Annotated in this window: 11 protein-coding genes; 3 read left to right on the forward strand and 8 right to left on the reverse strand. The window is 71.0% G+C overall.

Translation table 11 applies throughout. The features are described from left to right. Window positions 1–15: 15 nt before the first annotated feature. The 6 genes from O1W71_RS06170 to O1W71_RS06195 form a co-directional block, all read right to left on the reverse strand. Window positions 16–714, reverse strand: coding sequence for a sirohydrochlorin chelatase (locus O1W71_RS06170; RefSeq protein ID WP_269266998.1), 699 nt, complete (start codon window positions 712–714; stop codon window positions 16–18). Next, window positions 711–1,856 carry a uroporphyrinogen-III synthase gene (locus O1W71_RS06175; protein ID WP_269267000.1) on the reverse strand — a complete coding sequence of 382 codons (1,146 nt, stop codon included), beginning with the start codon at window positions 1,854–1,856 and terminating at the stop codon, window positions 711–713. Before O1W71_RS06175 ends, O1W71_RS06170 begins: the two co-directional genes overlap by 4 nt. Beyond that, window positions 1,853–3,082: a uroporphyrinogen-III C-methyltransferase gene (gene cobA, locus O1W71_RS06180; RefSeq protein WP_269267001.1), complete on the reverse strand. Its 1,230-nt coding sequence runs from the start codon at window positions 3,080–3,082 to the stop codon at window positions 1,853–1,855. Before cobA ends, O1W71_RS06175 begins: the two co-directional genes overlap by 4 nt. Beyond that, on the reverse strand, window positions 3,079–3,486 hold the full coding sequence (nirD, locus tag O1W71_RS06185) for a nitrite reductase small subunit NirD (RefSeq protein ID WP_269267002.1): 408 nt from the start codon (window positions 3,484–3,486) through the stop codon (window positions 3,079–3,081). Before nirD ends, cobA begins: the two co-directional genes overlap by 4 nt. Beyond that, the gene (gene nirB, locus O1W71_RS06190; RefSeq protein ID WP_269267003.1) at window positions 3,483–6,059 is read right to left on the reverse strand and encodes a nitrite reductase large subunit NirB; all 2,577 of its coding nucleotides are present in this window, start codon (window positions 6,057–6,059) and stop codon (window positions 3,483–3,485) included. Before nirB ends, nirD begins: the two co-directional genes overlap by 4 nt. A 75-nt stretch (window positions 6,060–6,134) precedes the next feature. Continuing rightward, window positions 6,135–7,016 carry a formate/nitrite transporter family protein gene (locus tag O1W71_RS06195; RefSeq protein ID WP_269267004.1) on the reverse strand — a complete coding sequence of 294 codons (882 nt, stop codon included), beginning with the start codon at window positions 7,014–7,016 and terminating at the stop codon, window positions 6,135–6,137. Between the two features lie 179 nt (window positions 7,017–7,195). Here O1W71_RS06195 and O1W71_RS06200 point away from each other — a divergent pair, with 179 nt between their 5' ends. Continuing rightward, window positions 7,196–7,993, forward strand: a complete 798-nt coding sequence (locus O1W71_RS06200; protein ID WP_269267005.1) for an MOSC domain-containing protein — start codon at window positions 7,196–7,198, stop codon at window positions 7,991–7,993. Window positions 7,994–8,154: 161 nt separating this feature from the next. Here the strand turns inward: O1W71_RS06200 and O1W71_RS06205 are convergent, their stop codons facing one another. Then, window positions 8,155–8,883 (reverse strand): YoaK family protein, encoded by a 729-nt coding sequence (locus tag O1W71_RS06205; RefSeq protein WP_269267006.1) that lies wholly within the window; start codon window positions 8,881–8,883, stop codon window positions 8,155–8,157. A gap of 152 nt (window positions 8,884–9,035) precedes the next feature. Between O1W71_RS06205 and O1W71_RS06210 the strand changes: the two genes are divergently transcribed. Both O1W71_RS06210 and O1W71_RS06215 read left to right on the forward strand, forming a co-directional pair. Next, window positions 9,036–10,247: a cupin domain-containing protein gene (locus tag O1W71_RS06210; protein ID WP_269267007.1), complete on the forward strand. Its 1,212-nt coding sequence runs from the start codon at window positions 9,036–9,038 to the stop codon at window positions 10,245–10,247. Between the two features lie 68 nt (window positions 10,248–10,315). Continuing rightward, window positions 10,316–11,512 (forward strand): MFS transporter, encoded by a 1,197-nt coding sequence (locus O1W71_RS06215; RefSeq protein ID WP_269267008.1) that lies wholly within the window; start codon window positions 10,316–10,318, stop codon window positions 11,510–11,512. Window positions 11,513–11,567: 55 nt separating this feature from the next. Here the strand turns inward: O1W71_RS06215 and O1W71_RS06220 are convergent, their stop codons facing one another. Further along, entirely contained in the window at window positions 11,568–12,095 is a 528-nt protein-coding gene (locus O1W71_RS06220; protein WP_269267009.1) for a DsbA family protein, read from the reverse strand. Window positions 12,096–12,101 lie beyond the last annotated feature (6 nt).

A 12,101-nucleotide genomic window follows, 5' to 3' on the forward strand; every position in this document is an offset into this window, starting at 1 on the left:
GCGGTACCCGACGCGTCAGCGAAGCGCGGCGCGGTACCTCTCGACGACGACGGCTGCCACCGCCTCGTCGGGCGCGAGGGGGTCGGTCACGTCGTCGGCGCCGGCGCCCGCGATCACGCCCGCGAAGTGCCCGGGCGCGAGGACATAGCTCGCGGCGAAGACGCGTGTCGCTCCGGCGGAGCGCGCGGCCGCGACCGCCGCGTCGATGCGGATGCCGGCGCCCGCGGCGAAACCCACCGACACCGGCATCCCCAGGCGGGCGGCCAGCAGGTCGGCCATCGCCGCGACGTCGACCTCGGCCGCCGGATCGGACGATCCCGCCGCCGCGAGCACGACGGCCTCGGCGCCGGGCGGCGCGTCGGCTGCGCCCAGGCCGGCGGCGCGCAGCCGCTCGGCGAGCAGACCGGCCAGCAGGTCGTGCGGACCGAGCGCGGGAGTCGCGACGCACGGGCCGGGAGCCGCCGCGACCGCGCGTGCGATGTCGACCCGCGTGTGGAAGCCGGTGGAGAGCAGGAGAGGCACCACGACGGATGCCGCCCCCGCGGGCACGCCCGCCACGACGGCGTCGATCTCGGGTTCCTGCACGTCGACGAACGCCTCTTCGACCTGCACTCCGGGGAGCATCTGTCGGACTCGCGTCACGACACCGGCGATCGCGGCGCGCCCCTCGAGGGAGCTCGTGCCGTGGGAGCAGGCGATGAGGACCGGCGTCATGGTGTCGCTCCCGTCGTCGTGAGGTCGAGGCGGTAGCCGCGCTTGACGACCGTCCGGATGAGGCCGGAGCACGCGAGCGCTTCGCGCGTGCGGGCGATCGCGACGTCGAGAGCGTGATCGCCGGCGTTCGAACGCGGAAGCGACCGCTGCAGATCGGCGCGACTCACGACGCCACCCGCCGCGGTGAACAGCGCTTCGAGGATGAGGGCCGAGGTCGGCGAGAGCGGGATGACGCGGCCGTCGAGAACGGCGGCCGAGCTGCGCAGCTCCAGCAGCCCCGCCGGCGTCGGAAGCGAGGGTGCGTGCCCGCCGCCGAAGTGGGTGACCACGGCACGGACGAGCGAGCCCAACCGCCCGCGCTCGGCGATGAGAGGTTCCGCTCCGGCACCGCGGAGCGGAGCCGCCGTGATCGGCCCGACCGCCGCGAGAAGCAGCCGCCGGCCCCGCGCCCGCCGGACGATCTCGTCGATGACACCCTCCCGCCGGGCCGTCGCGATCCATTCCGCTGCGCCCGGAGCGGACGTGAACAGCACCGCGTCGACCTCACCCTGCGCGGTCGCGACGACCGAGCGCGCGACGGCGGCCGGATCCGGCGGCGGCCCCCACCGGTACACGGTGAGGCTGACGACCTCCGCGCCCGCCCCCGTGAACAGTTCGTCGAGGCCATCGGCTCCCGAGCCGTGATGCTGCACCGCGACGCGGCGACCGCGCACGCCTTCGGCGAGCAGGAACTCGCCGAGCTCACCCGAGGTCTCCGACTCGGCGACCCAGTCCGCCAGCAGACCCGCTTGCTGGATCGCGCCGCGCGCCTTGGGCCCGCGGGCGACGATCTGGGCACCCGCGAAGGCGTCGTGCAGATCGTCGAGGAGTCCCGCTTCGTCGGCAGCCTCCATCCAGCCCCGGAATCCCACGCCCGTCGTCACGACGACGACATCCGGCGGATCGGCGATGAGCGAGCGCGTCGCCGAGATGAGTGCCTCGTCGTCGATGTGGGGCACGATGCTCAGCGCCGGGGCATGGCGCACGGTCGCTCCGTGTCTCTCGAGCGCCGTCGCGAGCTCGTTCGATCGCCGATCGACGGCGATGACGATCGTGCAGCCGCCGAGGGCGGCCGAGAGCGCGGGACGGACGGACTGGTTCACCGGATGACGTGCTCCCGCTCCTCAGCCGGCGCGAGCAGCAGGCCCGCTCGGGCGACCTCGCCGATCACGATGACGGCGGGATTCGTGACACCGGCGGCTGCGGCATCCGCGAGCACCGTCGCGAGCGTCGATCGGGTCGTGCGCTGCTGCGGCGTGTGTCCCCGCTCGACGATGGCGACAGGACACTCGAGAGGAGCGCCCGCGGCCCGCGCGGCCTCGACGATGCGCGGCAGCGCGGCGACGCCCATCAGGAAGACGGTCGTGATCGCGTCATCGCCGAGCGCCGCCCGTGTCGACGACGTGATCGGCCCCTGGCCGTTGGCGACGTGGAGGCCGGCGGAGACCCCGCGGTGGGTGACGGGGATGCCGGCGGCCTGCGGCACCGACACGATGCTCGTCAGCCCCGGCACCACTTCGACCGGGATGCCGGCCGCGTGGCAGGCCGCGACCTCCTCGCCGCCCCGCCCGAACACGAACGGGTCGCCACCCTTGAGCCGAACGACGCGGTTGCCGGCACGGGCGTGAGCGACCAGCAGCGCGTTGATCTCGCCTTGCGTGACCGGGTGGTGACCGGGTTGTTTGCCGACGTCGATGACCTCGACGCCGGGTTCGAGCTCGTGCAGGACGTCGGTGGGGCCGAGGCGGTCGGCGATGACGACATCCGCTTCGGCGAGCAGGCGCCGGCCCCGCACGGTCATGAGATCGGCGGGACCCGGCCCGCCGCCCACGAGATCGACCCGGCCCCCGCCGCGGCGACGGCGGCGCAGCGGCAGCGTGCCGGCGCGGAGCGCGGCGGCGATCGCGTCGCGCAGGCGCACGGCCCGCCGCGGGTCGACACCGGCATCGGAGGCGACCCCCACGATGACATCGCCGCTGCGGGTCTCGGCCGTCAGTCGCGCGGTGCCGTGCGCGCCGTCGGACGTGTTGACGCAAAAGACCCGTTCGGATTCGCACCAGGCCGCGACCGCGGCATCCACGCGAGGGATGCCGGTGGCCGTGTGCACGAGCCAGGCGTCGGCGATGTCGTCGCGCCGCACGTCGCGCGGCAGCCAGGTGAGGCCGTGCGCGGTCACGACATCCCGCATGGCGTCGCCGAGGGCGGGGGACACGACCCGGACGTCCGCTCCTTCGTCGAGGAAACGGCCGATCCGCCGCGCGGCGACGGCGCCGCCGCCGACGAAGACGACGCGGCGGCCGGTGAGCGAGAGCCCGAGCATCGTGGTCATGCCGCACCTCCGTCGCGGATGAACACGGTGCCCTCGCCGTCGACGGCCACCGGCCAGACCGGCAGCATCCGTGGGTCCTTGCCCTGGGTGTCGAGGCACGCGCCCGTCCGCAGGTCGAAGACCTGCTTGTACATGGGGGACGCGACGGTGGGTGCGTCGCCGCGAGTGCCGACGATCCCGCGCGACATGACGTGCGCGCCGCTGTACGGGTCGAGGTTGGCCGTCGCGTGGACACGACCGTCGTGCAGGAGGAACAGGGCGATCTGCCGGTCTCCGAGCAGCGCCGCACGGCCGCGCTCGACTTCGAGGTCGTCGAGCCGGCACACCGCCGTCCATGCCGAGCTGCGGCTCCGCGCGCGGGGTGCGCTGCCGGTCTCGCTCACCGTGTCGTCCACCAGGGTCATGACCGCACCTCCAGGGTCGTGCCGGCGATGAGCACGCGGTCGTCCGTGCGTTCGTCGGCGGTCGCGGGCCGCGGCTGACCTCGCTCGACGGTGTACGCCAGCGACGGGTCCGGCGTCGTCGGCGCGTTGACGAACGACGCGAACCGCCGCAGCTTCTCGGGGTCGGCGAGGGTCGCCGCCCACTCGTCCTCGTAGGCGTCGATGTGGCGCGCCATCGCGGCATCCAGATCGGCGCAGATCCCGAGCGCGTCGTCGAAGATGACGGCGCGCAGACCGTCGATCCCGCCCTCGAGGTCTTCGAACCACGGAGCGGTGCGCTGCAGCCGGTCGGCCGTCGAGATGTAGTACATCAGGAAGCGGTCGATCGTCGTCAGGAGGGCGTCGTCGTCGAGGTTCTCGGCCAGCAGCACCGCGTGACGCGGAGTGAACCCGCCGTTTCCGCCGACGTAGACGTTCCACCCGGTCTCGGTCGCGATCACCCCCACGTCCTTCCCGCGGGCCTCGGCGCATTCGCGGGCGCATCCCGAGACCCCGAGCTTGAACTTGTGCGGAGCGCGCAGGCCCCGGTACCGCAGCTCGAGGCGCACCGCCATGCCGACGGAGTCCTGCACCCCGTACCGGCACCAGGTCGACCCCACGCACGACTTCACGGTGCGCAGCGACTTGCCGTACGCGTGACCCGACTCGAAGCCGGCCTCGACGAGTCGCCCCCAGATCGCCGGCAGCTGTTCGAGCCGGGCCCCGAAGAGGTCGATCCGCTGGCCGCCGGTGATCTTCGTGTACAGGTTGAAGTCCTGGGCGACCTGCGCGATCACGAGCAGCTTCGCCGGGGTGATCTCGCCGCCGGGGATGCGCGGGACGACGGAGTAGCTGCCGTCCTTCTGCATGTTCGCCATGACGTGATCGTTCGTGTCCTGCAGCGTCGCGTTCTCGCCGTCGAGCACGTGACGGCCGGTGAGGGTCGACAGGATGCTGGCGAGCGCGGGCTTGCAGATGTCGCATCCGCGCCCCGCGCCGAAGCGCTCGATCACGGCGCTGAACGTCGTCAGGCCCGACACCCGCACCGCGTCGAAGAGCTGCCGGCGCGACAGGTCGAAGTGCTCGCAGAGGGCGTTGCTGACGGTCGCCCCCGACTTCGCGAGCTCGGCGCCGACCAGCTTCTTGATCATGGGGACGCACGAGCCGCACGCGGCTCCGGCCTTCGTGCAGGCCTTGACGGCGGCGACATCCGTGCATCCCTCGTCGTGGACGGCCGAACGGATGCCGCCCGCCGTCACGCTGTTGCACGAGCAGACGAGGGCCGCATCGGGCAGCTCGCCGGTCGGGGCCGCGACGCCGCCGTCCGGCATCAGGTAGGCGACCGGGTCGCCGCCGAGCGCGCCGCCGACGAGCGGGCGGAGCGATCCGTAGGCCGACGCGTCTCCGACGAGGATGCCGCCGAGCAGTGTCTTCGCGTCGTCGGAGAGCACGAGCTTCTTGTAGACCCCGGCCACCGGGTCGGCGTACACGACGTCGAGCGCCCCGGGCGTCTCGGCGAACGCGTCACCGAAGCTCGCGACATCCACGCCCGACAGCTTCAGCTTCGTCGACACGTCGAAGCCGCCGAAGCTGGCCTCGAGCCCGAGCAGGCGCGTCGCGGCGACCTCGGCCATCGCGTAGCCGGGAGCAACGAGACCGACGCACTGCCCGTCGAAGCTGGCGACCTCGCCGATCGCCAGGATTCGGGCATCCGAGGTGTCGCACCCCTCGTCGATCACGACGCCGCCGCGCGGGTCGACAGCGAGGCCCGCTGCGCGCGCGAGCTCATCGCGGGGCCGGACGCCGACGGTGAAGACGACGACGTCGGTGCGCTCCCACGTGCCGTCGCGGAACTCGAGCCCGACCACCTGGCCGGTGCGATCGGCGTCGAGCCGGGTGGTCAGCACCGAGGTGCGCACCGCGATTCCCCGTGCCGTGATCAGGCGGCGCAGGGCATCTCCGGCCGGAAGGTCGAGCTGAGCCGACATCAGCCTGTCGGAGGACTGCACGACCGTGCAGTCGACGTCGAGTCCCTGCAGCGCGCCCGCCGCTTCGAGGCCGAGCAGGCCGCCGCCGATGACGGTTCCGGTGAGCGGCCGGCCGAGCTCGGCCGACCGGCGCTGCACGAACGCCTCGAGGGCTTCGACGTCGTCGAGGGTGCGGTAGACGAAGCAGCCCTCGTGGTCGTATCCGTCCACGGCGAGCCGGGCCGCGTACGAGCCCGTCGCCAGCACGAGCCGGTCGTAAGCGATGCGCTCGCCGGTGTCGACGAGCACCTCGCCGGCGTCGCGGTCGATGCCGGTGACGGTGCGCCCGCGGAGGAACCGCACGCGCTCGTCGTCGAACGGCGACCGGTCGAGCTCGAGGTCTTCGGTGGAGGCGCCGGCGAAGAACGACGTCAGCCCGACCCGGTCGTACGGGTGGCGGGGCTCGTCGCCGACGACCGTCACCCGCCAGGTGTCGTCTGCGCGGCTCAGCAGGCTCTCGACGAAACGGTGGGCGACCATCCCGGCACCCACCACGACGACGTGTCGGGTGGGGCCGGTGGAGCTCATGTCGTGACCGTACGCGGGCGAGGTTGCGGCGCCGTCAGCGGCGTGTTTCCGGCTGTTTACGGTGCGGACCATGGGTCACACCCGGGCGGTCGCGGGCTCGACGGCTACAGGCTCGGCGGTCCCGGTCGCGCGGGTTCGCTTCGGCGCGCGCACGCGGCGCGGCGAAGTCGGCCGGCCGTAGGTGAAGTAGAGCGGGATCGCGACGAAGACGAGGCCGCCGACGAGGTTGCCGAGCACGGTGGGGATCTCGTTCCAGATCAGGTAGTCCATGATCGTGAAGTCGCCGCCGAGGAGGAGTCCCGAGGGGAACAGGAACATGTTCACGATCGAGTGCTCGAATCCCATGAAGAAGAAGAGCATGATCGGCATCCACATCGCGAAGATCTTGCCGATGACATCCTTCGAGATCATCGCCAGCACGACGCCCGTCGCGACCATCCAGTTGCACAGGACGCCGCGGACGAAGAGCGTGAGCATGCCCGCCGCGCCGTGCTCGGCGTAGCCCACCGTGCGGCCCTCGCCGATGTGGCCGATCGCCTGACCCACCTCGTTCGGCGGCGTCGAGAAGCCGTACGTGACGACGATCGCCATCAGCACGGCGACGGTGAAGGCGCCGATGAAGTTGCCGAGGAACACCAGCCCCCAGTTGCGCAGGATGCCGCCGAGCGTCACCCCCGGCCGCCGGTCGAGCCAGGCGAGCGGCGCGAGCACGAAGACGCCGGTCAGCAGGTCGTAGCCGAGCAGGTACAGCATGATGAAGCCGATCGGGAAGAGCACGGCGCCGAGCAGCGGCATCCCCGTCGTCACGGTGATGGTCACGGCGAAGGCGGCGGCGATCGTGAGGACGGCGCCGCCCATGATGGAGCGGATGAGCGTGTCGCGGGTCGAGAGCATGACCTTCGACGCGCCCGCGTCGATGACGGTCTGAACGAGCTCGGTGGGCTTGACGTAGGACATCGCGTCCTCCTTCGGTCGAGAGCCGGTGGGTATGGTGCTCGACGCTAGAGGCGGGGTGTTTCCCCGGCGGTCTCGCTGATCGTCCGTTCCGTTACCTCTTTCTCTCTTCGGGCCGTCGGCGATTGTGAGATCGCGGGCGCGCTGGTGGCGATTCGGGCGGGGTGGTGCAGAGTAGCGGTGTGCCCGTCGTCTCCGCCCTGTACCGCTATCCCGTCAAGGGGTTCACTCCCGAAGCGCGCGACGAGCTCGTCGTCCAGCCCGACGGACGGATCGCCGGCGACCGGGTGCTCGCGTTCCGCTTCGCCGACGCGGTGGAGCCGGAGGACGCCGACGGCCTCGAGTCATGGCCGAAGAGCCGCGGCCTCGCGCTCATGGACTTCCCGGCGCTCGCGCGCGTGGCGCTGGACTTCGACGCCGACGCGCGGCGGCTGCGGCTGAGCGTCGATGGCGCGGTGCTCGCGGACGCGGGGCTCGACGACGCCGGGCGGCGCGAGCTCGAGGACGCGATCACCGCATTCGTGCGGGGCTCGGGCGACGCGCGACGCCTCGACCGCGACGGCGTGCTGCCGCTGCGGCTCGTCGGCGACGGCGCGACCTCGCGCTTCCAGGACCGCGCCCGCGGTTACGTCTCGCTGCACGGTGCCGCCTCGGTCGAGGACGTGGATGCTGCGGTGGCCGCGCCCGTCGACAGCCGCCGGTTCCGCTCGAACATCGTCGTTTCGGGTGTCGGTGCGTGGGACGAACTCGGCTGGAGCGGCCGCGCCCGCATCGGTGAGGTCGCGTTCGACGTGCAGCGCCCCATCGGCCGGTGCGCCGCGATCATGGCCAACCCCGACACGGGCGAGCGCGACGCGCGGCTGCTGCGCGTGCTGACGACCGAGTTCGATCAGGCCGAGCCGACCCTCGGCATCCTGCTCCTCCCCGCCGACGGCGGGGGAGTGGTGCGGGTGGGCGACGAGGTCGTCGTCGAGGGCTGAACCGGGTGGCGGCATCCGGCTGTGCTGGGCCGGGATGCAAGGGATCCGACACGACACCCCGGGACGGATGCCGCTGAGCCGGGGTGTCGGTCGCGGCGCCTTGCAGCGCGGTACGGGGTTGGTGCTCGAGGGCTGAGCCGGGATGTCGGCGGCGGGAGCTTCTACGGCGTCGGCGCGTTCTGCGCCGGGTCGACGGCCCCGCGTCCGCGGACGGCACACGTCCACAGCCCGAGGAGAACCGCAGCGGCGAGAATCAACGAGAAGCCGGACCGGACCGCGTTCGCGCTGAAGCCGAGCCCGCCTCCCGCAGCGAATGCGACGAGTACGGCCACGTACGCCCCTGCGGGGCGGAGGTGCTGTTCACCGTCGTCGGCGATGGGGCGTCCGACCGCGCGTCCCAGCAGGCCGGCGGCCATCTGGATGACCGAGGTGACGGCGATGTTGCCATAGAGCATCCCCGCCTCGCGGTGAAAGGCGTTGCCCTGAACGCCGGCGACGAAGCTGACGGCCCCGGCGATCCACATCGGTTCCGATCCGCGGGTGACGCTCAGCACGGCGAGGACCGTGACGATCACGACCTCGCCGAGAAGGACGGGCGCCGAGTACGACTTCCCCCGGCGAGCGAGCCCGAGGATGAGGATGCTGCACGCGAAGGCTCCGGCCGCGAAGACGAGAACGGAACTGGCCGCAAGGAACGCGCGGTCGACGTCTCCCTCCGCGGTGGCGTAGCCCAGCGAGATGAGATTGCCGGATTGCACGGTCGCGAACGTGCCGACCTGGCCGAACGTCCATGCGTCGAGCAGTCCGGAGACGAACGCGAGAGACGCCGACGCCCACACCGTCTCCAGGAGCGGGTAGCGACGAATCGATGAGGCGTGGGCGAGCGACATGGAACCTCCCTGGGCCTTCCACCCAAGCGAACGAAGCGATCGACGGCGTCCGACGAGTGTCGAATACCTGCTCGTCAGCTATCCCTGTGGCGCATCGTCGGCCATCGCCAGACTCCTGAATACCGTCCGAATCCGTCACGAAGGAGCAAGCCATGGATTCGTCTGAGAACGTCCCCGTCGGGCACGAGGTTCCCACCCTGGGCAACCCCGACTTGCCGCAGGAGGGCGAGGTCAACACCGCCGATCGCCCGCAGAGCAACACGATGACCGGCCCGCAGAATACGGCTATCGCCTCGCAGTTCCCCAACCAGATTCATGCGCCGGCGACCGACATCAGCACCCAGCCGTTCTTCTGGTCCTCGTTCAACATTTCGCCGCGCCGCGTGCAGCGGGGCGGCTGGGCGCGGGAGCTGACGAAGCAGGACTTCCACATCTCCGACGAGATCGCCGGCGTCAACATGTACCTCGAGCCCGGCGGCATCCGTGAGCTGCACTGGCACCAGACTGCCGAGTGGGCCGTCATGACCCGGGGCAAAGCGCGCGTCACGACCCTCAGCCGCTCCGGTCTTCCCGCCGTGGAGGACGTGGAGGAGGGCGATCTGTGGTTCTTCCCCGCCGGTACCCCGCACTCGCTCCAGGGTCTCGGACCCGACGGGGCCGAGTTCGTCCTCGCCTTCGATGACGGCGACCAGTCCGAGTCGAACACGTTGCTCCTCACCGACTGGTTCGCCCACACGCCGCCGGAGGTCCTGGCGAAGAACTTCGGCGTTGCCCAGGAGGTCTTCTCCGACATCCCTCTGCACAACCTGTGGATCTTCCCCGGTGACGAGCCGCCGGCGCTCGAGGCCGACCAGGCCGCGGCCGGCGTCGAGTGGGGCATGGAGCCGGTCATCTTCCGCCTCTCGCGATCGAAACCGCTCTACGAGAACACGGGCGGTTCCATCCAGATCGCCGACTCGACCAACTACACGTACTCGTCAACGGTCGCCGCGGCCCTCGTCACCGTCGAGCCGGGCTCCATGCGAGAGCTGCATTGGCACCCGAATGCCGATGAGTGGCAGTACTACCTTCGCGGCTCTGCCCGCATGACGGTGTTCAACACCGGACCGCATGCGAACACCACGGACTTCCGTGCCGGCGACGTGGGCGTGGTCCGCAAGAACTTCGGCCATTACATCGAGAACACCGGTGACGACGTGCTGCAGTTCCTCGAGGTGTTCCGCACCGACAAGTACGAGGAGATCTCCCTCGCCAACTGGCTGTCCCACGTGCCGCCGCAGCTCGTCTCGGCGCACCTCAACATCGACCCTGCGGTCCTCGCGACCTTCCCGCGCGGCTCGCAGGGCATCACACCGCTGCGATGAGCCGCGACATCGCCTCGGGTTCATGCCCGAGGCGATGAACGGCACGCTCCCCGAGAAAGCTGCACGCGTTGGCCCCCACACACTCACACGTCACACGCCGCACCACGCCGTTCTGGGTGGTCGCGGTCGCGTTCCTCCTGGTGATGGCGTACTCCACCGTCCCCACACCCCTGTACCCGCTCTATCAGCAGCTCGACGGGTTCCCCGTCTCCGTCGTCACCGTCGTGTTCGCGGCATATGCGGCCGGGGTGGTTGCGAGCCTGTTCCTGCTCGGGCACGTCAGCGACTGGATGGGCCGACGACGGATGCTCGTCATCGCCATCCTCATCTCGGCGTTGTCCGCGATGCTGTTCACGGTATTCACCGACGTCCCGGGGCTGCTGATCGCCCGAATCGTCAACGGCGTCAGTATCGGCGTGCTCACGGCGACCGCAACTGCGCACCTCGGCGAGTTGAGGGCTCGGGCGCGACCGGACGAGAACGCCATCGTCGCGGCATCCGTCGCCGGGGGAGCGAACCTCGGCGGTCTCGCCCTCGGCCCGCTCATCGGCGGGCTCTTCGCCGACTTCCTGCCCGACCCGCTGCACCTTCCGCACACCGTGTTCGCCGTGGTCCTCATCCTCCTGGCCATCGCCGTCGCGCTTGTTCCGGAGACCGTCACCGCGGCTCGGCGCACGTATCGTCCGCAGAAGGTCGCGGTCCCCGCGGCGTCCCGCGACCGCTTCGTGGCTGCCGCCTTCGCGGCTTTCGCAGGTTTCGCGCTCTTCGGGCTGTTCACCTCTCTGGCCCCGTCGATCCTCGTCGGCATCTTCGACGAGCACGGCCACCTCGTGGCCGGGATCACGGTCTTCCTCGTCTTCGGGTCCGCCGCCGCCGCTCAGGTGCTTCTGGCCCGTGTCGCGTATCGCACCCAGCTGCTGTTCGCCGCCATCGCCTGTGGAGTCGGTCTGCTCGTGATCGCCGGCGGGGCTCTCGCGCCGTCGCTCGCTCTGTTCCTGTTCGGCGGGATCGTCGGCGGAGCGGGCGTCGGCGCCCTGTTCCGATGTGCGCTGGCCACCGCCTCGGAGATCGCGGAACCGGGTCGCACAGGTGAGACGCTCGCCGCGATGTTCCTCGTCGCGTATTGCGGTCTGGCGCTTCCGGTGCTCGCTATCGGGGGAGCGTTGACCGTGCTGCCCCAGACCACCGTGCTTCTGGCGTTCGTCGTCCTGGTGGGCGTCGTGACGGTGACTGCGGCACTGCGGATGCGTCGCGCCGCGCGCTGAGCAACAGCGAAGGGCCGCCGGGATGCTCCCGGCGGCCCTTCGCTATCGCCATGGCTCACGCAGAGCGACGAATCACATCCGCGAGGGCGTCGGCGAGGCCGTCCGTACCGGAGTCGACGCGATGGCCGTTGAGGAAGAACGTCGGCGTCCCGTTGACGCCGCTGCGGATGCCGCCTTCTTCGTCGGCGCGGATTCGCGACAGGTAGCGTCCCTCGGCCACCGCCGCGCGGAGCTCGTCCATCGGCAGGCCGAGGCGCTCGCAGATCGTCGCATAGAGGTCGGGGCCCAGCTGTCGTTGGTGTTCGAACAGCAGGTCGTGAGCCTCCCAGAACTTGCCGTGTTCGGCCGCGAACTCGGCGACGAACGCTGCATCGACCGCCTCGGGGTGCAGTTCGGCGAGCGGGAAGTTCCGGAAGACGAAACGCACCTGCCCCTCGTATGCGGCGAGCAGCTTCGCGACGACGGGATACGCGGCACCGCAATAGGGGCACTGATAGTCGCCGTACTCGACGAGAACCACCGCCGCGTCGGCGGGACCCGAGCTGTGGTCGTGTGAGGAGACGGGAACGCGAAGTGAGGACATGGTCCT

The sequence above is a fragment of the Microbacterium sp. H37-C3 genome (assembly GCF_027157935.1).
GTDB classification, from domain to species: Bacteria; Actinomycetota; Actinomycetes; order Actinomycetales; family Microbacteriaceae; genus Microbacterium; species Microbacterium plantarum.

Bases quoted from the DNA above. Each gene is read 5' to 3' on its own strand.
- O1W71_RS06170 (WP_269266998.1), bottom strand. From the start codon at position 714: ATGACGCCGGTCCTCATCGCCTGCTCCCACGGCACGAGCTCCCTCGAG.
- cobA (WP_269267001.1), bottom strand. From the start codon at position 3,082: ATGACCACGATGCTCGGGCTCTCGCTCACCGGCCGCCGCGTCGTCTTC.
- nirD (WP_269267002.1), bottom strand. From the start codon at position 3,486: ATGACCCTGGTGGACGACACGGTGAGCGAGACCGGCAGCGCACCCCGC.
- nirB (WP_269267003.1), bottom strand. From the start codon at position 6,059: ATGAGCTCCACCGGCCCCACCCGACACGTCGTCGTGGTGGGTGCCGGG.
- O1W71_RS06195 (WP_269267004.1), bottom strand. From the start codon at position 7,016: ATGTCCTACGTCAAGCCCACCGAGCTCGTTCAGACCGTCATCGACGCG.
- O1W71_RS06205 (WP_269267006.1), bottom strand. From the start codon at position 8,883: ATGTCGCTCGCCCACGCCTCATCGATTCGTCGCTACCCGCTCCTGGAG.
- O1W71_RS06210 (WP_269267007.1), top strand. From the start codon at position 9,036: ATGGATTCGTCTGAGAACGTCCCCGTCGGGCACGAGGTTCCCACCCTG.
- O1W71_RS06220 (WP_269267009.1), bottom strand. From the start codon at position 12,095: ATGTCCTCACTTCGCGTTCCCGTCTCCTCACACGACCACAGCTCGGGT.